20 protein-coding genes are annotated in these 22023 nt (G+C 45.9%); 6 read left to right on the plus strand and 14 right to left on the minus strand.

The window, feature by feature from the left end; all coding sequences use genetic code 11:
* Positions 1–28: 28 nt before the first annotated feature.
* From chlG to K4039_RS06985, 7 genes are all read right to left on the minus strand, one after another.
* Positions 29–1039: a chlorophyll synthase ChlG gene (gene chlG, locus K4039_RS06955; protein ID WP_265234414.1), complete on the minus strand. Its 1011-nt coding sequence runs from the start codon at positions 1037–1039 to the stop codon at positions 29–31.
* Positions 1040–1427: 388 nt separating this feature from the next.
* Positions 1428–1904, minus strand: a complete 477-nt coding sequence (locus K4039_RS06960) for a DUF29 domain-containing protein (protein WP_265234415.1) — start codon at positions 1902–1904, stop codon at positions 1428–1430.
* 209 nt (positions 1905–2113) lie between these two features.
* A complete protein-coding gene (locus tag K4039_RS06965; RefSeq protein ID WP_265234416.1) occupies positions 2114–2818 on the minus strand; it encodes a helix-hairpin-helix domain-containing protein in 705 nt (234 codons plus the stop codon).
* Positions 2819–2853: 35 nt separating this feature from the next.
* On the minus strand, positions 2854–2979 hold the full coding sequence (locus tag K4039_RS06970) for a hypothetical protein (protein WP_265234417.1): 126 nt from the start codon (positions 2977–2979) through the stop codon (positions 2854–2856).
* A 3-nt stretch (positions 2980–2982) separates the two neighbouring features.
* Positions 2983–3330: an NINE protein gene (locus tag K4039_RS06975; RefSeq protein WP_265234418.1), complete on the minus strand. Its 348-nt coding sequence runs from the start codon at positions 3328–3330 to the stop codon at positions 2983–2985.
* Positions 3331–3558: 228 nt separating this feature from the next.
* Positions 3559–3771, minus strand: a complete 213-nt coding sequence (locus K4039_RS06980) for a hypothetical protein (protein ID WP_265234419.1) — start codon at positions 3769–3771, stop codon at positions 3559–3561.
* A 185-nt stretch (positions 3772–3956) separates the two neighbouring features.
* A complete protein-coding gene (locus K4039_RS06985; RefSeq protein ID WP_265234420.1) occupies positions 3957–5549 on the minus strand; it encodes a CPBP family intramembrane glutamic endopeptidase in 1593 nt (530 codons plus the stop codon).
* A 404-nt stretch (positions 5550–5953) separates the two neighbouring features.
* Here K4039_RS06985 and K4039_RS06990 point away from each other — a divergent pair, with 404 nt between their 5' ends.
* The 3 genes from K4039_RS06990 to K4039_RS07000 all read left to right on the plus strand — a co-directional run bounded on the left by K4039_RS06990 (position 5954) and on the right by K4039_RS07000 (position 9669).
* Positions 5954–7303: a histidine phosphatase family protein gene (locus tag K4039_RS06990; protein ID WP_265234421.1), complete on the plus strand. Its 1350-nt coding sequence runs from the start codon at positions 5954–5956 to the stop codon at positions 7301–7303.
* 205 nt (positions 7304–7508) lie between these two features.
* On the plus strand, positions 7509–8825 hold the full coding sequence (locus K4039_RS06995; RefSeq protein ID WP_265234423.1) for a dihydroorotase: 1317 nt from the start codon (positions 7509–7511) through the stop codon (positions 8823–8825).
* Between the two features lie 61 nt (positions 8826–8886).
* The gene (locus tag K4039_RS07000) at positions 8887–9669 is read left to right on the plus strand and encodes a 4'-phosphopantetheinyl transferase superfamily protein (RefSeq protein WP_265234424.1); all 783 of its coding nucleotides are present in this window, start codon (positions 8887–8889) and stop codon (positions 9667–9669) included.
* Positions 9670–9716: 47 nt separating this feature from the next.
* Here K4039_RS07000 and K4039_RS07005 read toward each other — a convergent pair whose 3' ends face one another.
* The 5 genes from K4039_RS07005 to K4039_RS07025 all read right to left on the minus strand — a co-directional run bounded on the left by K4039_RS07005 (position 9717) and on the right by K4039_RS07025 (position 16357).
* Positions 9717–11048, minus strand: a complete 1332-nt coding sequence (locus K4039_RS07005; RefSeq protein ID WP_265234425.1) for an adenylate/guanylate cyclase domain-containing protein — start codon at positions 11046–11048, stop codon at positions 9717–9719.
* The gene (locus K4039_RS07010) at positions 11045–11437 is read right to left on the minus strand and encodes a response regulator (RefSeq protein ID WP_265234426.1); all 393 of its coding nucleotides are present in this window, start codon (positions 11435–11437) and stop codon (positions 11045–11047) included. Before K4039_RS07010 ends, K4039_RS07005 begins: the two co-directional genes overlap by 4 nt.
* Positions 11438–11459: 22 nt before the next feature.
* Positions 11460–14213 carry an ATP-binding protein gene (locus K4039_RS07015; RefSeq protein ID WP_265234427.1) on the minus strand — a complete coding sequence of 918 codons (2754 nt, stop codon included), beginning with the start codon at positions 14211–14213 and terminating at the stop codon, positions 11460–11462.
* A gap of 748 nt (positions 14214–14961) precedes the next feature.
* A complete protein-coding gene (locus K4039_RS07020) occupies positions 14962–15702 on the minus strand; it encodes a winged helix-turn-helix domain-containing protein (RefSeq protein WP_265234428.1) in 741 nt (246 codons plus the stop codon).
* 523 nt (positions 15703–16225) lie between these two features.
* Entirely contained in the window at positions 16226–16357 is a 132-nt protein-coding gene (locus K4039_RS07025; protein WP_265234429.1) for a hypothetical protein, read from the minus strand.
* Between K4039_RS07025 and K4039_RS07030 the strand changes: the two genes are divergently transcribed.
* On the plus strand, positions 16346–17092 hold the full coding sequence (locus K4039_RS07030; protein WP_265234430.1) for a creatininase family protein: 747 nt from the start codon (positions 16346–16348) through the stop codon (positions 17090–17092). The genes K4039_RS07025 and K4039_RS07030 overlap by 12 nt on opposite strands.
* Before the next feature lie 261 nt (positions 17093–17353).
* On the opposite strand, the gene rpsF is transcribed toward K4039_RS07030, so the two are convergent.
* Complete coding sequence (rpsF, locus tag K4039_RS07035; RefSeq protein WP_265234432.1) at positions 17354–17689, minus strand: 30S ribosomal protein S6; 336 nt, start codon at positions 17687–17689, stop codon at positions 17354–17356.
* A 66-nt stretch (positions 17690–17755) separates the two neighbouring features.
* On the opposite strand from rpsF, the gene K4039_RS07040 reads away from it, so the two are divergent.
* Together K4039_RS07040 and K4039_RS07045 are read left to right on the plus strand one after the other, a co-directional pair.
* Positions 17756–18622, plus strand: coding sequence for a carbohydrate ABC transporter permease (locus K4039_RS07040; RefSeq protein ID WP_265234433.1), 867 nt, complete (start codon positions 17756–17758; stop codon positions 18620–18622).
* Between the two features lie 137 nt (positions 18623–18759).
* Positions 18760–19233, plus strand: coding sequence for a nuclear transport factor 2 family protein (locus K4039_RS07045; protein ID WP_265234434.1), 474 nt, complete (start codon positions 18760–18762; stop codon positions 19231–19233).
* A gap of 110 nt (positions 19234–19343) precedes the next feature.
* Here K4039_RS07045 and K4039_RS07050 read toward each other — a convergent pair whose 3' ends face one another.
* Positions 19344–21899: an HD family phosphohydrolase gene (locus K4039_RS07050; RefSeq protein ID WP_265234435.1), complete on the minus strand. Its 2556-nt coding sequence runs from the start codon at positions 21897–21899 to the stop codon at positions 19344–19346.
* Between the last annotated feature and the right edge of the window lie 124 nt (positions 21900–22023).

Below are 22023 nucleotides of genomic sequence, written 5' to 3' on the forward strand. Positions count from 1 at the left end.
ACTCAAAATAGATAACTCAAAATTCTTCTCAACCAGCATGGCCTAGCGCCAAACCCGCTACCAGCATACCCAACACCAGGAAAGGCTGAGCACTTGCCTGATATTTAACATCATTTTCCAGGGGATTGCGCAAAAAGTACATATCCTGAAAAGTGATTTGGGGAACGATCAGCAGCAAGAGAATGACAGCGTAAAGGTTTTGGTCAATGCTGATCAGGTAGCCTGCTATCCCTGCTTGAAATATGTCGATCATCAACACGCAAATCCAAGCTGCGGTGTCGATGCCAAACATCACTGGCAAAGATTTTAACCCTAATTGGCGATCGCCCTCAACACTTTTGAAATCATTAACTATCGCAATCCCCAGCCCTGCCAAACTGTAAAACAGGGTCAAAACCATAATGGTGGGATTTAGTGTACCAAACAAAGCTTGACCAGCCCACCAAGGCAGGGCAATGTAACTAGCACCCAGGGCATAATTGCCCAACCAGCCATTCTGCTTGAGTTTCAGCGGTGGCGCAGAGTAGATGTAAGCCAAAAATGCGCCGCCGAGAGTCAAAACAGTCATGATCGGGAATTCATGACCCGCCCACAAGTCTAGAGCATAGGCTACCGCAATGCCTGCGACTAATAATACCAAAATTTGCGTTACTACTTGAGGAATCGAGATGATACCAGAAGGAATCGGACGGTAGGGCTCGTTAATTGCGTCGATGTCGCGATCGTAAAAATCGTTCAAAGTTTGAGTGTAGCCAGTCAGCAAAGGCCCTGACATCAACATACACGCTGCGGCGATCGCAAAATTCTCTAAATTCCAAACATAGTTTCCCGAAGAAGCCGCCCCGCACACCACGCCCCACATCAGGGGAATCCAGGTAATCGGTTTCATCAGTTGCAAGCGAATCTTCCAGATGGAAGTTTCCCCGCTAGAGGCCCCTTTCATACCCAACATTTGCCGAGTTTTGGCACTGCGGCTTTCGGTAGCAGTGCTTGGAGGTGTGGGTTCTGGGGTGATTTGGGATGGAGGAGAGTCAGACATAAGTGTGATGTGAGCGGTACTGCTACTATTGTCTAGTTTTTGGTTTCAATAATAATTCTGTAGGACACCACTGATATTTCAGGCATCGTCTGGAAAACTTACCCAGGATTGGAGTTGATGCTAGAGAAAAATCTGGGTTTTACCAATATATTTAAATATCATTATTTTGTGAAAATGTCAAGAGGAGCAATAGTCAGTTGACAGTTGACAATTGACAATTGACAGTCTTCGTAGGGTGTCTAGCCATTTTTAAACTCTCGGATTCAATCGCAGATTAAGGCAGATTAACACAGATTAACGCAGATAATTTCAAGATATGTCTGTGAATGGCAATCTGATCTGGAATTGCTCGCCCGCGTACTTCACTTAATTGAGAAATGCTATGCCGTTAAATCGTCTCATCGGGCAGAAACTCTGGCAGAAATTCAGAATCTAGAAGCTGGACAGCAGAGTAGATACATGATGGCGGAAACCTGTCTACAGATAATCCAGTTTTAGCACTTGCTTGTTCTACTGCATCCGCATAACATTCAGCCAAAATTTCTTCAAGATATGGTTTGAGACTGGGAGAATCTTTTAGGGTTTTGCGAATGCGTCTGCGATGTTCAACAATGCTGCCTTTCCAACTACCACTTCTTCGATCCGGTTGAAATTGCCACTTCAGCAAGTGTAGGATAATTACCACAAGATTGCTTTCTAAACTCCGGCGTTCGCTTCGCCCCATGTCTTCTATTTCTGCAATCAAGTTTTCCCATTCGATGTTTGAAAAGTCGCGAATCCGCAACTTTTCTACAGTGGTTTCAATCCATCTGAGGTAATCGGTATCATACAATTTATGTCGATTAAATTCTAATTTTGTTGTCATAACTTGTTCCTGATTCAACAATTCCGACAGTTTCAGGACTTACGCACAGGGGCAAGAAACCCGGTTTTTACGAGTTTTGCGTCGAGTCACGAGAAATCTAGTCACAAACCGGGTTTCTGATCTCTGCGTGCGTCAAACTCTTGTGGATCGTTGATCCTACCCCGCCCCGAATATAAAATATAAATGAGCGACAGCTTAACAACGACCAATTAACAAATATGGCGGTATGAATCAAAAGGCAATCCCGTCCGCCGCTTCACGTCAACAACTGATTTATATGCGCCTTTAATCTGCCTTTCTCTAACTATTGTTTCAGCAACAACGCGATCTAAACCGCTTTGAATCAACTCTTCCGGTGAAAGAATATTTAACCGTTTCCAAGTAAACTGGGATTCTTTTTGATAATTGTAGCTGAAGCAAATCATCGGGGCGATGCGTCGGACGTGACTTTCGGGAACTCCGGCGATTTGCGATAACTCTTCGGCGTGGGTAAAAAGGTAGCCTTCGTTTTGCAAAGATTCAATATCGTTAGCATAGACGATCGGCAAACCCAAGATTCTCACCATATCATCTTTGGTGCACTCGTTAATATCTATTTTGCCGCGCAGATTAGCAAGTTCTGCGGCATTTGTTGCAGTTGCAGGAACCAGCAAACCTCTGGGTGCGGTTTTGATCAGATAGCGCTTTTTCAAAGCAAAGGCAGTGACAATTTGAGCGATCCAAACGAGGGTGCCCAAATTAGGTGAAGAAGATAGTGCTAGTGCTGCTAAAGTAATGCCAACACCCCATCCCATCCAACTGCGAATATTTGTTTTTTGGCCTGCATAGGCGATCGCCAATCCGCCGAAGTAGGGAATAAAAGAATACCACACCCAGTTGGGAGTTTGACGCAGCCAGTATAAATCTTGAGACACTTTAGTTCTATCCTCGATCTACTTTTATTTGATTCTTATTTAAATCCCACCCTTTTTCGAGTGGATTCTGTTCTTTCTTCTTCCTTATTTTTACCTAGAGGGAAAGCGAACCCGAAAGGCTCTTTTCCTTCTTCCTTCTTCCTTCTTCCTTCTTCCTTCACAAATTACAATTCTCGCAGCAGTTTTTGGCGTTTTTCTTCATATTCTTCGGCGGTAATTGCGCCCATATCATAAAGTCCTTTCAATTCTGCGATCGCCCCAGTCACATCTTTTGCCCCTCTGAGGGCATACCCAGACGGCAACACTCCGGCATTGTACTGTACTTGAAAAGCTTGTTCCGACATCAGCAGCAGGCCGATAAAATCGAAAAATGCGAACAGTGACGGAATTAATGTCCAAGAAAATAGCAAATAAAATACTCCTGCTACATTGTTACCCAAATAAAATTTGTGTCCTCCGAAACCTCCGATAAAGAAAGCTAACACAACTGCTACGGTTTTATCTTTTACCATTTTTACTTTTCCCCAGTTTTTTACTTTAACTTGTGCGATCGACCTTTAACGATCGAGTTCAGTAATCTTATGACTAATTTTTACCAGAAATAATTGGTTGAAAGCCGGAACCCTTGTAGTAAAACATTAAAACAAGACTATTCATTACTCCAATCCTCTTTCTTCTTTTGTCAAGTGCTGTCAACTGTCAACTGTCAACAGTCAACTGTCAACTGTCAACTGAATGAATCATTTATTTGGGTTTTTACGAAACTTGGACATCGCAAAATACAGGATAACTATACCGGCTTGAGCCTGTAGAATGACAAAGTAACCTCTCCAGAAATAATCGAGTTCGCTACTTGCATTCAGAGAAAATATTAAAGTGCCTAGGGCTGCGTAGGGTGCGAAACGCATCCAACTCGGCGTTCTCTCTAACTTGCGGCTGTTAAAATTGCTCATTAGTTCGACCATCCACAAAAACCGGACAAGGTATTACTTCCATGTTAAGACAAGTTTTTCCGTTTAGCTTCCAGATTTGGGAGTAAATTTAAGCTCAGGTGCGGGCGGCGCACCTGCCTAACTTCCTATTTCTCAAATTTGTGAAAAAAGCAAGGTTAATTCACAATTATTAACAACCGCCCGAATTAACTCGCGCCGCCGCCCAAAAGAAACAGACTCAAGAGAGTGCCGCTATTCCAAAGACTGTGGAGAAGCATGGGGGCGAGGAGATTGCGCGATCGCGTGTACACAAACCCCAACACCGCCCCCAACGTCGCCAAAGGCAGAATCTCAGAGACACTCAGGTGAGCCACCGCAAACAAGAAAGCCGAAGCTGCGATCGCCCCGGAAACAGGCAAATAGCGAGTCAGAGAAGGCAGTAGAAAGCCCCGAAACACGATTTCCTCAAAAACCGGAGCGGCGATCGCAGCAGTGCCGAAAAACACCGCCAGAGCCACGTTATCCCTACCTTCAAGGACGATCGGCAAAATCGGATTACTGCCACCTTGTCCCTGCCAGAATTGCTGATTGATCAACGACACCACAACCACCAAAGGCAAAGCAACCAAATAGCCGCCAAAACCCCACAAAAACCAATTTCCCCGCCAATTAATCCGAAACCAACCATCAGGCAAAGGGAAAAAAGACTTAATTGAAAAATACAGTACCGAAAGCCCGCCAGCCGACAGCAACAAATAAGTAGCAAAGATATAAAAAGCCTTTTCGCGCGGGTCAAAAGTAGCAGGATTCAGCTTGAGAACAGCCAGAGAAACTGGCAGTAATAAATAGGGAATCAAGATTTGCCCGACAAAGAAAAAGCCGACCACAAGCACCTGCCAAACAATCTCGCCATCCCAAGGCACATCCCAAGCCAAGCTCCCATTTCGCGCCAACAGCGGCCCGGAATCTGCTTGATCTAACTGCTTCCGTTGCAACAGCCACTGCACAGTCAAACCAACCAGCAAAACCGTGCCAATACAAAGAGAGATAGCCGGAACACCGACAATAATTGCCAACTTTTCTATAGCTTGTTCAGCCGTTACTTGCTCAGCAGCTTGCAGCGCCACTAGCTCCTTAGAACGTTCTTGCAGCTTGTAAAGTTGAGCTAAAGCGCGATAGCGAAACCAGCCGTCCAAAGACTTTTGAATCCGTGGCTCCGCATCCGGCAAAAGTTGAGGTGGATTGCTCCAAATTCCCGTTAAAACCTGAGCACTTGCCACGGAAGGGTCGGCATCAACGTCAGTTTTGTACCGCGTAACTAAACTTTTCCAAGTTTGGATCGCCTCATCATTTTTGCCGCTAGTTGCCTGCAAAATTCCCAGGCGCAACTCAAGTTCATTTAACAGCGTTGACTGTTGAATCACTAACTCTTGTACAGCCTTTTTTTGTGCAGATTTGATAGCAGGATTTTCCGATTTCGATACCAGTGTCGGCGGAATTTCTTTAAGTTGTGATTGAGTTATTTTGAGAGTTTTTTGAGTCGAGTCTCGCGCTTCTTGATATTGCGTCAAAGCCGTATTTAAAGGATCAGAACCGATAATATTGTTGCGCGCTGAACTTAAATTAGCACTAGAATTATTTTCTCCTTGCCACTCCGAGGCGTGTAGCAGCAAATTTGTCTGATAGAGTTCCAGCCGGCTTTGAATTTGCGGCTCATTCCAACTAGCAAGTAAAGATAAACCGACCAGGGCGATCGCGATCGCTGTTAAAATACCTAAAATTATCCGCTTCAGTGTCATTCCTGCTTTCCGTCCCGCGCGAATCTGTGGCTAAATCTTGTCCGTCTTTAATCATAGGTCGTTGCAGTCGAGAGTATCCCCTCTACTGGTAAAATTTCACTGGCTGATCTTTTTGACTCGCCTCGCACCCTTCGACTGGGTAAGGTACGCACCGCAAGGCGTGTCAACAACCAGCTCAAACGTAGTATCAGTCTACAGTTTGACGACTAGGCCCCGATCCCCCCTAGCCCCCCTTAAGAAGGGGGGGACAGGAAACGCTCAAAGTCCCCCTTCTTAAGGGGGATTTAGGGGGATCGAGACTAGGCTAAAAGCGAGATTTTTCAATGAGGTAAGGTGTGCACCGCGCAGCCTTCGACTCGGTAGCAGCGTAAATCTAAAATCTAAAATCTAAAATCTAAAATCGAATGACTCGCATTATCCTAGTCCGTCACGGCAAAAGCACATACAATCTAGAGCGACGCATCCAAGGGCGCCTCGATAAATCAGTTTTGACAGAAGCAGGCCGCGCTGGCGCAAAGCAAGTAGGTGACATCCTGGGCAGTATCGCCTTTGATGCCGCCTATACAAGTCCCCTGCAACGAGCCAAAGAAACAGCGGAAATCATCGTGTCGCGCTTGACAAATCCGCCAGAACTCCAACCAACTGATAAATTGATGGAAATCGATTTGCCATTGTGGGAAGGAATGTTGCGTCAAGATGCGATCGACCAATTCCCCGAAGCATATCAGCAATGGCAACAACATCCCGACAAATTTTCCATGAAAATCCCCTCCCCCGAAGGAGAAATCGAACACTTTCCGGTACTAGCCGTTTTTGCTAGCGCCCGCAAGTTTTGGGAAGAACTTTTATCACGCCACACTTCTGGCACAATTCTAGTAGTAGGTCACAACGGAATCAACCGCGCGCTCATCGCTACAGCCTCAGAAATTACCCCAGATTACTATCAATCAATTCAACAATCAAATTGTGGAATTAGTGTCATCAATTTTGGATTTACAGATGAAACAACAGAATCCAACAAGAAAATTGCAGTTCAATTAGAATCCTTAAATTTAACCGCCCATACCGGAGAAATCTTCCCAAAACCGAGAGATGGACACCGCGGCCCGCGCTTATTGCTAGTACGTCACGGCGAAACAGACTGGAACAGAGCAGGTAAATTTCAAGGACAAATAGATGTACCTCTCAACGATAACGGCCGCGAACAAGCTCGGCAAGCCGCAGAATTTCTCAAAGATGTAAAATTAGATTTTGCGATTAGCAGTTCCATGCTGCGCCCGAAAGAAACTGCCGAAATTATTCTCAAATATCACGGCGGTTTGCAACTGGAACTCCGCGACGAATTGAGAGAAATCAGCCACGGACTTTGGGAAGGAAAATTTGAATCAGAAATAGAAGCATCCTATCCGGGTTTGCTTGCAGAATGGAAAATATCTCCCGAAAAAGTGCAAATGCCAGAAGGAGAAAATTTAGAGCAAGTTTCCATTCGGGCGATCGCAGCGTGGCGAGAAATCGTACAATCAGTATCTGGCACAGGAATTGTAGTTGCCCACGACGCCGTTAACAAAGCCCTTCTCTGCCACCTGTTCAATTTAGAACCCGAACACTTCTGGAAATTCAAACAAGGAAACGGTGCAGTTAGCGTAATTGATTATCCCCACGGCCCCGACGGTTTACCCGTACTGCAAGCAATGAATATCACAACTCACTTAAGCGGCGGCGTATTCGACCAAACAGCAGCCGGAGCACTGTAATTAGTAAAGTTATCGGCACGAAGTATAGCAGAATAAATCCCCTCTGCTACACTTCCCCCGTCGAACGAATGTCTGAACTTTCATAGCAGAAACCCTTGCTTTCATTCCCTCCTCATTCCTCCCTCTTCCTTCGTGTCCTGAGCGTCTTCGCGATTCGTTATTCCCTCTTCCTTCTTCCTTCTTCCCTCTTCCTTCTTCCTTCTTTATGACTCGCGAACTGCTACAAAATGTAAGGGTGCTAGATCCAGTTTCAAAGATCGATCGCACCACTGATATTCTAATTACAGACAATCAGATCACAGCAATCCAAGAAAACATCACTGAAATTCCCGCAGACACAGAAGTGCGGGATTGCCAAGGACTAATTTTAGGGCCAGGATTAGCTGATATTTATAGTCATAGCGGAGAACCGGGTTTTGAGGAACGAGAAACCCTAGAATCCTTAATGCAGGCTGCCGCGGCTGGCGGTTTTACGCGAGTGGCAATTTTGCCCGATACTTCGCCGCCTGTGGACAATTTGGCCGGTTTAGCTTTGTTGCAGCAACATATCCGCAATTTGTCGCCCTCCCTACCACGCTTGTATTTTTGGGGCGCGCTGACAGCGGGCGTTAAAGGTCAGCAGATGGCCGAGTTGGGCGAGCTGGCATCCTCTGCGGTGGTGGGGTTTGCGGACGGTTTGTCGCTGTCTAATCCGGCTCTGGTGAGGCGTTTGCTTGAGTATATCCAGCCTTTGGGCAGGTCGATCGCATTGTGGCCGTGCGATCGAACTTTGGCAGGAAATGGTGCAGCGCGGGAAGGTGCGGTGTCAGTGCGCTTAGGTTTGCCAGGAATTCCCGCGAGTGCGGAAACATCGGCTTTGGCGGCAATCCTGGAGTTGGTGGCATCTGGAGGTACTCCCGTGCACATCATGCGCGTTTCAACCGCCCGCAGCGTGGAATTGATTCGGGATGCTAAGGCGCGGGGTTTGCCGGTGACGGCGAGTGTAACTTGGATGCACTTGCTGTTGAATGTTGGCGCAATTTCAGGAAATGCCAAAGATTGCGGAGGCGGGAAAAATGCTCTGACGGCTTCGTTTCCTTACGATCCAAATTTACACCTAGAACCGCCGTTAGGCACTCGCAGCGACCAATTAGCCCTGATTCAAGCTGTGAAAGATGGGGTGATTGATGCGATCGCGATCGACCACAATCCGCGTACCTACGAGGAAAAAACCGTGGCTTTTGCGGATAGTCCCCCAGGGGCGATCGGCTTAGAATTAGCATTACCTTTGCTGTGGCACGGACTGGTAGAAACTGGCGAATTTTCGGCTTTGGAACTGTGGCGAGTGTTGAGTACAGGTCCCGCCGTTTGTCTCGGTCAAATCCCCGCTACGGTTACGCTGGGTGTCTCTGCTGAACTGATTTTGTTCGACCCGCTCATGACTTGGACTGTTGAGGGGCGTAGTCTGAAGTCGCGATCGGCAAACACACCTTGGTTGGGACAAAAATTAGCAGGAAAAGTTGTGCAAACTTGGATTAATTGATCCTTGAAATAGAAATTCATCTGTTGTAGCACAGGCATCTTGCCTGTTTCTGGGAATGCTGATGTCAATCATCACAAAACATAAATACATGACTGCTGCTATTGATTCGTGGAATTCCCCACCGCAAAACCTGACATTAGACATCAACGAAATTCATGTTTGGCGCGTCTCTCTGACTCAAACAGAATCAGGCTTGCAAACTTTAGCACAGACTCTCTCTACCGACGAACAGACAAAAGCAGAGCGTTTTCACTTTCCAAAAGATCGATCGCAATTTATTGTGAGTCGCGGCGCACTGAGAGCAATTCTGAGTCGCTATCTGCACATAAATCCCAGCCATCTACGCTTTGAATACAACCCCTATGGCAAACCCTCTCTCATCATCGCCCAAAGTGGAAATACCCTGCGTTTCAATTTGTCTCACTCTCGGAGAATGGCTCTAATTGCTCTTACCAAAAATAGAGATATTGGTGTCGATATTGAAGGGATTAATCCCAACTTTCCTTGTCTGGATATTGCTGAAAGGTTTTTTTCACCATTAGAAAACTCTGTGCTGCGTTCACTTCCAGAGCATCTCCAACCCACAGCTTTTTTCACCTGCTGGACTCGCAAAGAAGCCTACATCAAAGCAGTCGGTAAAGGATTATCTATTCCCCTGAATCAGTTTGATGTCACCCTCGCACCAGGAGAACCAGCAGCACTGTTAAATATTGAACAAAACCCCGAAGAAGCATCGAGATGGTCTTTAATTGAATTAATTCCCAGTTCAGATATGGTGGGGGCTGTTGCGGTTGCAGGAGATTGCTGGAAACTTCATTGTTGGGAGTGGAAAGGGGAGTTTTGAGTTATAGTTCGCAGTCAGGAATGCAAGTCTTTCCTTGCGTCCCGGACTTAAATAAAATCCGATCGACTTTGGGGCAAAATTACTTGGATTTCCTGACAGCGTTCCAGATAATTTTGCGCCACCTTATCCAGGGGATTCTTTCGCACGCAATCAGCAAATAGCTCTGCCGCTTCTTGATGTTTAGCAGCAGCGTAATTATACAGTGCTTCGACAAATACGGGTAAAGTTGCTAACTTGCCCTCTTTTACTTCTGGTGTATCGGCATCAAACACTTCGTAAATTGTTACCAAATCTGATTTACCTTTTACTCGGACACAGCCGATATTTCGGATTGAGTAACTTGCCGGATTGCTCAACTGTAAAAAAGTATTTTGAGTAATCAACATCGACACTCCGTAACTTTTCGTCAAGCTTTCCACCCGCGAGGCTAAATTCACCGCGTCGCCAATCACCGTACTGTCCATCCTGTTAGTTGACCCCACTGTTCCTAACATCAATGAACCCGTATTGATACCAATCCCAATTTTAATCGGTGCGTAGCTGCAACTCATGCGATGTTGATTGTATTCGTCGAGACTATGCAGCATAGAAATTCCAGCGTTCACAGCATCGGCTGCACTGTCACCGAACAAAGCCATAATTGCATCGCCAATATATTTATCAATAAAGCCATTATTTTTAATAATGCTTGGCTCCATTCGACTCAAATAGGAATTAATAAAATTGAAATTTTCTTGAGGTGTCAGACTCTCAGAAAAAGCTGTAAAATCCCGAATATCGGAAAACAATATTGACATTTCCTTTTCCACGCTGTCGCCTAGTCGAACGTCGCTCAAGCTATCATGGCTTAGCAGCGAGACAAATTGATTCGGCACAAAGCGTTTAGCAGCTTCTGTTAATTTTAATTGCTGTGACAGGGCAACTTCTAACTCCTGATTGATTTTCCGAAGTTCGGCATTTTGTTCTGCTAGTTTTTTATCCAGACTGTAGCTGTGGACGGCTTCTGTCACAGTCAATTTCAAGTCTTGAGTTTGCCAAGGTTTGCCGATATAGCGGTAGAGTTTCGCGTGTTTGATGGCATTTCCTACCGCCTCAATAGTCGCCTGACCCGTCAGCATCACCTTGAGAGTTTTGGGAGAAATTTCGTGAACTAGCCGCAACAATTCATCTCCTTTCATGTCAGGCATTACATAATCCGAGATGATTAAAGGGATTTCATACCCGTCTTCGAGTAATTCAGCAATTAACTCTAGGGCATCTTGACCTCCTTCGGCAATTTCAATCTGATAAGTATTGCCCAAAGCCTCTTTTAATTCAGTTTTAAGACTTTTCAGAATTGTTTTTTCATCGTCAACGCAAATAATGACTTGTTTTGTCATAACGATAAGGCTGTTTTAATGGCTTCGATCAACTCTGATTCCGACCAAGGTTTTTGCAAACACCGATGGAGGTTGGCTTCGTCAAAAGCCCTCTTTACTGCCTGTTCATCGGCTTGACCTGTTAACATAATTTTGACTATTTTGGGAAATTTTTGATGAACGCGAATCAGAAATTCATCTCCTTTCATTCCTGGCATTAACCAATCCGATACAATCAATACAATCGAAATTTCGTCCTCATTTAATTCATCAATTAACTCTAAAGCCTCGGCGGGATTTTCCGCTATCTCGTAAAGATAAGCATTCCCAAAGGCAGATTTAAGTTGGGTTTTGAGGCTTTTTAAAACTACTGGTTCGTCGTCAACACACAGGATAATTGGTTTAGACATCTTTGATTATTTAACTAATTATTTAGGGGCGATTTATAGGTAGAACAACTGTAAAAGTAGTTTTGCCGGGAACGGATTCAACTTCTATTTTACCGTGATGTTTGTCAACTATTTTTCTGACTATATCGAGACCCAGACCGCTGCCTTCTCCGGGGGGTTTTGTGGTAAAGAAGGGAGCGAATATTTTGGGCATGACTTCGGTTGGAATTCCTGCACCGCTATCCGTAACGCCGACTTTGATATTGTTGCCTTCCTGAAGGATTTCTAGAGTTAATGTGCCTTGATTGTCCATCGCTTGCAGGGCGTTGTGAATCAGATTTGTCCATACTTGATTTAGTTGGTCTACATAGCACATTATGGGCGGTATTGTTTGGAAATTGCGGATAACTTCTACGCCGTATTTGAAGTTATTTTGATACAGGGTGAGTACGGTTTCTATGCCTTGAGTTATATTAGATTCAACCATCGTTTCTGATGAGTCGTAACGGGCATAGGTTTTCAGGGCAAAGACGACTTTAGAAGCGCGATCGGCTGCGGTATTGATTATTTGGGTTCCTCGCTGAATTTCTGAGAGTTTGTAAGCTATTTCTAAGATGCGATCGCGATCGACCTTTTGCAGCAGAGACAGAAAGTCGTCAGCCTCGTAAATGCCCATATCCACCAATGTATCCGCGATATCATATGCTTCGTCAATGTCTTCGCCTTCGAGTTGACGAATCAAAGCCCGCTTTAACTTCCTTTCTTCTTTAGCTGTTAAAGTCATATCTTTTTGTAGCGAGCGATACATTAATTGACTAAAGTTTTCAGATTCTGCGGGGGAAAGCGACTGAAACAGTGAGGGCAAATTAGTGATAGTTTGACCCAAAAAATTCATCATATTTCCAGCACTCGATCGAATTGCACCCAACGGAGTATTCAATTCGTGAGCAACTCCGGCGACTAATTGACCTAAAGCTGCCATTTTTTCCGATTGAATCAGCTCTTCCTGAGTGGTTTGCAGGTTGTCCAATGCTGTTTTGAGTTCTTGGGTTCTTTCCGCGACTTGGATTTCGAGAGTGCGGTTGTATTCCGCTACCAATTTTTCGGCTTGTTTGCGTTGAGTGATATCGGCAAAAGCTGCGATCGCATAACTCACCTTTCCTTTATCATCATAGATGGGCGTGCCCCAAACCTCGATCGGAATAATCCTGTCAGGCTGGCGAATTTCCATATCATCAACGTTAACACTAGCCCCTTTAAAAGCATTAATAATTGGATCTTTTTCGGCTGGATAAATTTCGTTGCTACCTGTCAGATGAATTTTATAAATTTCGCGAAGTTCCTCCGAAGTATTAGCGACTATACCTTTCCCTAATAAATCCTGAGCGCGAGAATTAACATAGTAAAGTTTGCCGCTAGACTCGGCGACAAATATCCCCACCGGAACGGCTTCTAAAATTTGGTTGAGCCGACTTTCACTCTCAGACAATTCGGCATTCAAAGCTTGCATTTCTGTGAAAGATACTTGCAGTTGCGCCGCCATACTATTAAATGAGTTGGCAAGTTCTCCGACTTCATCATCGCGATTAATTGTGACACTTTTGCCCCATTCACCTTTAGCAATATTTTTGGCAGCCTCGTTCAAAGATAAAATCGGTTTTGTTACCCACCTTGCCGTAACAACGCCGACAATTATAGCGACGATCAAAGCAGCAGCACACAACAAAATAGTTGCGGTAGTGTTGGCATTAATTTGTGCCATGAAATCCGCTTCGGGAACAACCACCACAATCAACCAATCCAATCCTTTGTCATCTTGCCAAGGTAGAACTTGTAAAAATTGTTTATTACCCTGAACATCAAATTCTAGTGACTGCGAACTTTTCAGAGATTGGAATTCGTTAAAATTGGTTGCTAAATATTGAGCAGTGGTTTTGGTGAAAGTATTGTTACTATCAATTGCTTTAACTCGTTCAGCGCCGTAGTCTTTTTTCACGGTATGAAACGGTTTTTCTCCTGTCGAAGTTGCGACCAGCATTCCCGATCGCTCTATAATAAAAACTTGTCCGGTTTTGCCGATTTTTAAGCTTTCCAAAAACTTGCCAATGGTGGACAAATTAATATTAGTTAATAGTACGCCTTGCAATTTGCCTTGTTTGTCGTAGAAAGGCATAGATGCGCCAAGATAAGCAGTAATGCCGGCCGTATTGGGATAAATCTGACTCCAGGTGGGTTTGCCAGCAGCTACCGCAGCTTTGTACCACGGGCGAGTGCGCGGGTCGAAATTAGTTTTGTTGTTTAAAAATTGGGCGATTTCACCGGATTCATTGGTAGTATATGTGCGGAAATCATAGTTACTTGCTGCTGTCGATATTCTCAAAGTCAGCGAGCCATTGTCGAGCCTTTCTGCCCCCAAGTTGTCTTTTTGTTCTAACCCTAAACCCGTAAAAGTGAGCGTGTCAAATATCTGAAGCTGCCGCCAAAAATGACGTTGTAAAATAGGTAAATCTTCCAGGTTCAGGGTGCCGAGTTCGATCGCCGCAGCATTGATCTGGTTGACCTGATGGGGTACAGTCAGGTAAGTACCAAGATTTTGTTGGACGCGGCTGCCTACTTCTGCCATTAGTCGATCGGCAATTTCGTTGACTGCCTTCTGTCCATTTTTAAACGAGAGATATCCTACCAGTCCCACCGCAGCGAAGAGTTGCAAGACGAAGGGAACTATCAGAACTGTTCGCAAGGTTCGGGAGCGAGCAGTTTTTGTGGCTTTGGGGCCAGTAGATTGGGTTGGGTTCACAACGTTGGTGCTTGTTTTGCGTAGAAACCGGATTGACGATCGTAAGTTTTATCTCTGTTATGGACTGTTGTCAAAGTCTGCTGATTTTTTAGATGCTACCTGTGAACTGCTAGCAGGCGGCAGAACTCTACAATATTTTTACGATCGAATTAATAAAATCAAAACGCCTGCTTTTGATTGTACAGCAAAATAGAGGTAATTTCGCGATCGCTAAGGCATTTGTTGCACTTTTTAACTCAGAGTGCGTGGTGTGCAAGCTTCGCCCTCGGCGCTAATTCGATCGCGGGCGAGAAACAAATAAGAAAGAAAATCCAGAAGGTTTGTATGTACTAATTTTTATGAATTGCAGATTTAGCCTTTCATCCCGTAAATCAACAACGCCAAATTTTGTGGCGAGCAATCTCTGTTCTTTTTTTCCTGGGAGGTCAAATCTCCCGATCGCACTCAAACCCGAATCTCTCACCTTTTGTAACACAACTCGCTGGACTTAAGTATAGCGATTCTCAAAAAAGTGAGGAGAGCCTCATGCCCTATGCCCTATGCCCTATGCCCTATGCCCTATGCCCTATGCCGTTCGCGTACCTCATTTTTCTGAGAAAGGCTATATATATTCGGCTCACTGGTGGTCGATCACACGGAAAATATGCACTACGATAATTACCCTACACATACAAATAAGGACACAAAAATGTTGTGTCCCTACGTTATATTTGACTGCAACTTGGAGCCCTACAACTAATTTAAACAATCAACCAAATCGATAGCCGAATCCCCGTACTGTAATGATGTAGTCCGGTTGACTAGGATCTATTTCCAACTTTTCGCGCAGCCAGCGGATGTGAACATCAACTGTTTTGCTATCTCCGATAAAATCTTGACCCCAAATTTTTTCCAGCAACCGATCGCGAGACCACACTCGCCGGGGATTACTCATAAATAGTTCTAGTAAGCGAAACTGTTTAGGAGAAAATTTTACTTCAATGCCGCGAACCAATACGCGGCATTCTTCGGGATACAGAGTTATGCTCTTATATTGCAGCATCACCGGCTGCGACAACTGACCGAGGCGTTGGCGACGCATCAGCGCTCGACAACGAGCGATAAATTCCCGCATTCCAAAAGGCTTGGTGAGATAATCATCTGATCCGGCTTCTAAATAAAAAGCGCAATTGTTGGCACTTCCTCTAGCACCGATAATCAAAATAGGTACGGGATTTCCTTGATGCCGTAACATTCGACACAGATCCAAACCATTAATTGAATCCATAATTAATAGGTTAAAGGCAAATTCACCGTGGTATGACGAGGAAGTCTGCACAGAAGGCAGAGCGTTGCGCCCGTCGCTAGTAACCACCACCTCATAGCCCTGTTCTTTCAGGGCTAAAGCTAGCATTTCCCGCAACAGGTCTTCACCTTCCAATAACAGGATACGGCCGGCTTGTCCAACAGCCAACCTTGAAGGACATTCGCTTAATTCAGCAGAAGACATAAATATCAGTGGGAGTTGTGTTTGTATGTGGCTAGCCGGAGGTGCGTTCTTCAGTAGCTGAGGCACTCTCGCGCTGCGATCGCTTTGTATTAACGATCGACTATTCAATCACTTATCATCTTTCGCCAGTCCATCCGACAGACATACGCTCGACTGTTTTTACTTGTTCGTGCAAGAAATATAGTCGTTGAGCAGTTGCGATAGCTGCGCTGTCTTCCTCAGTCCAGGCGTTAGAAGCCTGGTCATTGTTAGGGGTCGGTATTACTTTGTAAAACATTGCCCACTTTAAATTGACCAGGTTACACCCAATTTACTGGGAGATGGGTTTATCGTACAGGCAAAAGGTTATCAAAAGGTAAAGTTTTAGTAAATAAACGGTTAATTTATTAAAGCTGAGTAATGTTGTTCTTAAATTTCAACCGAACCCTACATTTTTAGTTGAAGATACAATCTCGATCGCATTTATGCTCGGAAACCTGATTGCTCTAAAAATATTGGGGAAAAGTCAGGATAAATCTGGGCATCAATCGAGTTTTTGAGGAATCGTGCGTCTTGGGTTGAACGCGATCGCCGATCGCGCTACAACTGACTCAGGCCCGCTACGATCGACAATAGTAAGTAAAAATTCTGTAGACTGCCTATAATGTTGCTGCATTTAACTACCTGGCCCGAAGTAGAAGCTTATTTAGAGAGCTCGCGAGGCATAATTATCCCGATCGGCTCCACCGAACAACACGGGCCCACCGGCTTAATCGGAACTGACGCGATTGCTGCTGGTGCGATCGCCCAGAGTGTCGGCGCAGCAGCGAATGCCTTAGTCGGCCCGACAATTAATGTAGGCATGGCCCTGCATCACACGAGCTTTCCCGGTAGCATCAGCCTCCGACCGCAGACGCTGATATTAGTAATTAGGGATTATATCACATCTTTGGCAAAAGCCGGATTTGAGAAATATTTTTTCATCAACGGTCACGGTGGCAACATTGCCACGATGAAAGCAGCATTTTCCGAGACTTACGCGCATTTGTCGGACTTGAATTTACCAAATGCCGATCGCATCCAGTGTCAAATTGGCAACTGGTTCATGTGCGGTTCAGTCTACAAACTAGCCAAAGAATTGTACGGAAACCAAGAAGGTTCCCACGCCACCCCCAGCGAAATCGCCTTAACTCAGTACCTTTATCCAGAAGCAATCAAGCAAGCACCGCTTTCGGAAGAAGTTGCATCCGGGCACAAAATTTATAGTGCTACAGACTTCCGCCGCCGATTTCCCGACGGGAGAATGGGTTCAAATCCAGCCTTAGCAACTCCCGAACACGGCCAGCAATTTCACGAATTAGCAGTCAAAGAATTAACTAATAATTATTTGGAGTTTTTGAACTCGGATTAACGTTTTTGCCTGAAAATCTTGATAAATCGCGTTTTGATCCGAGGCCAGATCCCCCTAAATCCCCCTTAAGAAGGGGGACTTTGAGATGAATCCTGTCCTTCTTCTTAAGGGAGACTTTGACAACTCCCTTGTCTTTCCCCTTTCTTAAGGGGACTTTGACAATTCTCTTGTCCCCCCCTTCCTAAGGGGGACTAGGGGGGATCTAGGCCTAACTATCAAACAGTAGATCCGTACTACTAAGACGTTAAGTTAACAAGATTTCTAAGCAGCGACTTCAGCTTCAGCTTCAGCTTCAGGTGCATCTGGGACATCTTGCTTGATCGTCAAATAGCGAATCACTTCTTCGCTCAGACGCATCGCGCGTTCCATAGGAAAAATTGCAGCGCCCGGAGCTGTATAGTTCATTTGAACGTATACTCCGTCGCGGTGCTTGCCGATTTCGTAAGCCAAGCGACGCTTGCCGCGGTGCTGAGTTTCGATATTTTCAGCACCTTGATCGCGCAAAATGGTTTGATATTTCGCGATCGCCTGGTCAGTCATTTCTTCACCCAAATCTGGGCGCAGAATGTACATTGTTTCGTAAATAAACGGTTTCATGGCAATAATCCCTTATGGACAAACAAGGCTTCTCACGAAGCAAGGACTTATTATCATATCCCAACTATGAACAATCTCAAAACTAAAAAATCAAATTCCCTAAACAGCCGTCCCTCGCGGTGGAGCACGCTGTGGACATACAGTATCATGGGGGCGATCGCACTTTTAATGCTCTTCCCCTTGCTGTGGCTGCTCAGCACATCCCTGAAATCCCCCAGCGAAAACATCTTCCAATATCCCCCGCAACTGTGGCCGCAACAGCCAACCCTCGAAAACTTCATTAAAGTCTGGCAAACCAACCCCTTCGGCCGCTACCTGTTCAACAGCAGCCTGATTGCAGGCCTCACAGTCAGCATCAACGTTTTATTTTGCGCCCTCGCCGCATACCCCTTAGCCAGACTCAACTTTCGCGGTCGCGAAGCCATCTTAATTACGATCGTTTCCACAATCATGATTCCCTTCCAAATAGTCATGATTCCGCTGTACATATTGACAGTACAACTAGGATTAAAAAATAGCTATTTAGGCGTAATATTTCCCGGACTAGCCTCAGCCTTCGGCATATTTTTATTGCGGCAAGCATTCCTAGCAGTTCCCAAAGAACTAGAAGAAGCCGCCCGCATTGATGGCTGCACAGAATTAGGCATTTGGTGGCACGTCATGATTCCGGCAATTAAGCCAGCTTTAGTGACTTTAGGAATTTTCGTATTTATCGGTTCTTGGAGTGACTTTTTGTGGCCGCTTCTAGTTTTAGACAGGCCGGAATATTACACATTACCGTTAGGTGTCGCGAATTTAGCCGGGACATTTTCTTTGGATTGGCGTTTGGTGGCCGCGGGTTCGATTATTTCGATCATTCCTGTTTTAGGACTGTTTTTGCTCTTGCAAAAATACATTGTGCCCACAGAAGCGGCCGCCGGAGTGAAAGGATAAAATCAATCTAACATCAGGATAAACCCAAAATTCATCTGCGTTTATCCGCGTACCCTTCGGGAAGGCGAAGCGCCTACATCTGCGGTTTTAAAACTCTTAAACTCAACACTTACCTAAAGTAGCCAAGGTTATTTGCCATGTACGAACTCCCAGAAATCCGCTGGATTGTTAACCGCGCTGCTGTCATAGATGCGATCGTAGCATTCGCAAATGCGATCGACGCCAAGGACTGGGACAAATTGCGATCGCACCTAGCCGACGAAATAGATATCGACTATTCAGACTTCAGGAGTGAAACTCCCAGACGAGTAACCGCAGAAGCATACATAAAACAGCGGGTAGAGGGACTTGCCGGTTTGCAAACGCTGCACGTCAGCACGAATCAAGAAGTAACTCTTAACAACGATACCGCCAAATGCCAATCGGCATACCAAATTTATCGACTTGACCCCACTCGCAAATTGGGAGAGAATCGACTGGATACAGCAGGAAACTATTTTCATTCCTTGATTCAAACAGACGGACATTGGTTAATCGACGGAATCAAGCAAACTGTCGTGATTTTGAGTGGCAATCCTCAAGTTCACGGTGCCCTGCGTGGTACATCTTAAAAGCGATTGCCTCTCAATAAAATCTTTAACTCTTTAACTCTAGGAATTATCTCATGTGGTAAAATACCCCATTTGAATATAAGTCCCAAATTTTAACTAGCAACTTATCTCTACCTCGGAGTAAAAACGGCACTAGGATAAGCAATCCGCTTGTGATTGAACTGTTCCCAAACCCGCACAAAAATCTCTGCAATTAGAGACATATCCTCCCGCGTCAAACCCGAATCAATCAACTGATTATCCTGCCAACGAGCTCGCAAAATCTTATTAACCATATTCAAAGCTTCCTCGTGAGTAGCATCCTTGAGCGATCGCAAAGCAGCCTCACAAGAATCCGCCAACATCAGAATCCCCGTTTCCCGCGACTGCGGAATCGGCCCGTCATAGCGAAAATCTTCCTCCCTCACTTCCCGACTTTCGATTGTTGACTTTAAATTACCCGCATCTGGCAAAGCAATCTTTAAATCTTCTGCTTCTTTTGCAGCAATTTGCTGCGCTTGGTGGTAAAAATAAGCAATTAACATTGTGCCTTGATGTTCAGGAATAAACGCCTGAATTGCCTTCGGCAATCGATGCTTCCGCGCCATCACCAAGCCCTCGCTAACGTGCTTTTTAATAATCTCAGCGCTCGCCCAAGGGTCATTAATTTCATCGTGTTTGTTACCCCCGCCCATTTGATTTTCACAAAATCCGAGCGGGTCGTGCATTTTTCCAATATCGTGGTATAGTGTCCCAGCTCTGACCAGCTCAACATTGCAGCCGAGTTCCCGGGCCGCAGCCTCTGCCAAACTTGCCACAAACAGCGTGTGCTGAAAAGTCCCCGGAGTCTCGGCAGCCAATTTCTTCAACAGCGGGCGGTTGGGATTGGCAAGTTCCGCCAGCCGGATCGGCGTAATCAAGTCAAAAACGTGTTCCAAATAAGGGCTGATGCCGATCGCCACAACACTCCAAGCCAAGCCGGCCAAACTTTGCGCGCCCACCGTACCGAGCACGACGTACCAAATCGCACCCGCAGCCGCGCTGGCAATCAAAGTCCCCACCAGATAGACGCTGCCCTGAGTCAAGCCGACAGCCACGCCCAACAGAGCCAACTCCTCGCGCGATCGCAACCTTCCGGCCATAAAAGCGCCCAGCAATCCCCCCGCCGCGCTAGCTACCAAATGAATCAACTCTACACCCAAGCCAATGGGTAGCAGTGCCGACAGCAGCCCCACCACAGTCACTCCCACCGCCGAACCGTAGAAGCCGCCTGCTAAAATGCCGATCGCGGGCAAACTCGTCCAAGGCAGCCCCAAACTCACCAGCACCGGCGCGCTCAAAGTCAGCAGCAGCAATAGCAAATGATCTCTGCGGCGCAAGCGGTAGTGCCTTTCCACCAACAGTACGATCGCAATTGCCCCTGCGACTAAACAAACAAACCCCGCCAGCCCCAACCAATTCACCCCCCGCCGGCTCAAACCAAAATAGTCCAGCAACACGAAATCTTGCTGCGAGATATCTTTTCCTTGTGCAACAATTACCTCGCCCTGCTGTACTGCGATCATCACCGGTTGCACCTTTTGCGCAGCTAATTCAGCTAGCTGTTTGGTTTCCTCGCGATCTCTCACCAGATTTGGCTGCAAAATTGCTGTTAAACCCTCCACCGCCAAAGCTTGGGACTCTAACGGCACTTCATCAGCCACTTGCAGCTTCACAGCTTCTTTCAAAATCTCTTTTGGCAATCCCTGCAGGATACCTTGAGCCACCATCCTTTTTGCCGCGCGATTCATGCCTGTTTGGGTTTTCTGCCAAGCTGCATCCGACAAATCAAACAGCGAAGTATCGTAAATCTGGGGGAACCCGGAAACCAACGGTTTTTCCAGCGCCTCCACAGCATTGAGATAGCTGCGGCGAGCAGAGGAAATACTGTCTGTCAGGCTTTGAAACTCTTCCGCCCGGACCGATCGGCTGTAAGCTTGCAATTGAGCGATAGCATCCTGCTGAGACTTGTTCTCCGTCGGCCCAGCAACTGCGGGAGAATCCAAACTCAAGCGATCGGAAGTTTGACTTTTTTCCTTAGCTTGCGCCAAAATAGATCGCCACTCCCACTCGGGACAGCCTCGCAAGTAAACCTGTGCAGCAAGTGAGAGCGCCGAGGATTTCGCAAACGGAAACGGCCCTACCGCCTCCCGTAGATCGCTCCCCTGCTGCAAAAATTGTTGCAATTCTTGATAAATTTGTCGATTGACCGCAGGATCTAGCATTAATATCGCTACAGCCCCGATCCGCGCTGCTTTCCGCTGTTCTTCAGTAGTTTTGTAATCCGGGACGCTAGCAGTATCAGGAGCCTTAATCGTCTGAGGAGCTTTCGTCCCCACATCCAGTTTCGGCTGGTTGTAGAAGCGGTGCCCCAAAGTGCTGCTGAGGGAAACTACCGCCACCAGCGCCAACATAGGGGAACGAGCTTGATTTTTGAGGCTTGATTTGGAGGTTTTACTTGTAAATTTAGTAGTAAAAGCCTCGGGAAGAATCCATTTCGGGCGCGACAAACGGCTCAGGAGAGGCCCGCCAGCGCGATCGGTATCTGCTTTGCTGCTGCCATTTTGCACTTTAGCAATGTGTTGGCGCAGTGAGCGCGCAGCCCCTAGCTGCTCAATCTGCCGCATCAATGAGGAGAGCGTATTCATTTGTGTCGAAGATATATCACTGTTATCCAGCAGCTTTGTCAGAATTTCTGACTATGCATCTTGATTGATTTTATCCGAACTAACCTGGCTGAATATTCAACCTTGTCTATCTTGAACAGAACTC

Origin of the sequence: Lyngbya sp. CCAP 1446/10, from assembly GCF_026130175.1 — a bacterium.
In the GTDB taxonomy this organism is placed as follows: domain Bacteria; phylum Cyanobacteriota; class Cyanobacteriia; order Cyanobacteriales; family Microcoleaceae; genus Microcoleus.